The following is a 1,213-nucleotide window of genomic DNA, read 5'->3' on the forward strand; positions in this document are numbered from 1 at the left end:
CCCCCCCCCCCCCGCCACACCCCCCGGCACCCGACCCCCCGCACGCCCGGCGGCCGGACCACCGTCCGCACACCCGGCGGCGACCCCACCGCCCCTGCGTCCGACGACCGGCCCCCCACCCGTACATCCGGCGGCCGGACCGCCGCCCGCACGCGCAGCCGACGGAGCGCCACCCGCGCCGGCACGGCCGCCGCCGTGCTGCTCGCCCTCGCGGCCGCCGCCCTCACCGCGTGCGGTCCCGACCCCGATCCCACACCCGCGCCCGAACCCTCGCCGACCGGCTCCCCGGTCGAGCGACTCGCCGACTTCACCGGCCTGACCCCGCCGGAGACCGCCGAGGACATCGACGTCACCGAGGACACCACCGGCGACGACCGCCGGCGGATGACCGCCTCCTTCCGCACCGACAGGGCAGCCGCCGACGCCTTCTGCGCCGCCGACGGCCTCGACGTGTACCACGACCCCGAGGGCCCCACCGAGGAGGAGCGCGAGGCCTTCGCCGCCGGCGCGGACACGGTCGACGGCGCCACCACCTGCCGCGGGATCTCCGCCGAAGCGGGCCCGGTCCAACGCGAGATCCTCGTCCTCTACCCCGAGGACGACCACGCGTCGGTGCACGTCATCGCCTACGAGTACGACTGATCCCCGCCAGGGGGCCGCCGGACCCCTGGCGGACGCATCACTGCACCCAGAGTTCGAACCTCGTCATGTCGTGGGTCGGCTGGCAGTACCAGGAGCTCCACCGGCCTTTGGCGACGCCCTCGTGTCCGGTGTTCGCGCACTTGGCGTCGGTCGAGAACGTGTACGCCAGCCGCCACGACGCCGCGGTCGCTTCGGCGGCCGCGGTCGGGTGGCCGCCGGCCTGGTGGGCCGAGGCGGGGGCGGCGGGCATGGCACTGGAGGTCGTTCTCGGCGAGGCCGTCCGCGAGCCCGAGGCCGCCTGGCCGCTGGTCCGGGCGGGGCTGCGCAGCGGCGCCCCGTGGTCCCGGCGGGGCGCGCTCGCCGTGCTGCGCGCGTGGCCGCCGGGCCGCGCCCCGGCCGACGCGGACGCGCTGCTGCGCCGCGCGGAGGCCGAGGAGCCGGACGCCCGGCTGCGGACGGAGATCGGCGAGGTCCGCCGCGGCCTCTCCGGCAGTGGGGACTGACCCGGCCGACCGGTGCCGGGGCGCCCGCGCGGGCGCCCCGGCGTCCCTCGGCGGTCCCCGGCCCCGCC

General features: G+C 78.9%; 3 protein-coding genes. 2 read left to right on the forward strand and 1 reads right to left on the reverse strand.

Annotation, left to right across the window (positions count from 1 at the left end; genetic code table 11):
- Positions 1-195: 195 nt before the first annotated feature.
- Positions 196-642 (forward strand): hypothetical protein, encoded by a 447-nt coding sequence (locus NT8_RS29680; RefSeq protein WP_157516012.1) that lies wholly within the window; start codon positions 196-198, stop codon positions 640-642.
- 37 nt (positions 643-679) lie between these two features.
- On the opposite strand, the gene NT8_RS29685 is transcribed toward NT8_RS29680, so the two are convergent.
- Complete coding sequence (locus tag NT8_RS29685) at positions 680-892, reverse strand: hypothetical protein (RefSeq protein ID WP_157516013.1); 213 nt, start codon at positions 890-892, stop codon at positions 680-682.
- Between NT8_RS29685 and NT8_RS28110 the strand changes: the two genes are divergently transcribed.
- Positions 891-1,145 carry a hypothetical protein gene (locus NT8_RS28110; protein WP_157516014.1) on the forward strand — a complete coding sequence of 85 codons (255 nt, stop codon included), beginning with the start codon at positions 891-893 and terminating at the stop codon, positions 1,143-1,145. The genes NT8_RS29685 and NT8_RS28110 overlap by 2 nt on opposite strands.
- Positions 1,146-1,213 lie beyond the last annotated feature (68 nt).

This window comes from Nocardiopsis trehalosi NBRC 14201 (assembly GCF_001552555.1).
Lineage (GTDB): Bacteria > Actinomycetota > Actinomycetes > Streptosporangiales > Streptosporangiaceae > Nocardiopsis_B > Nocardiopsis_B trehalosi.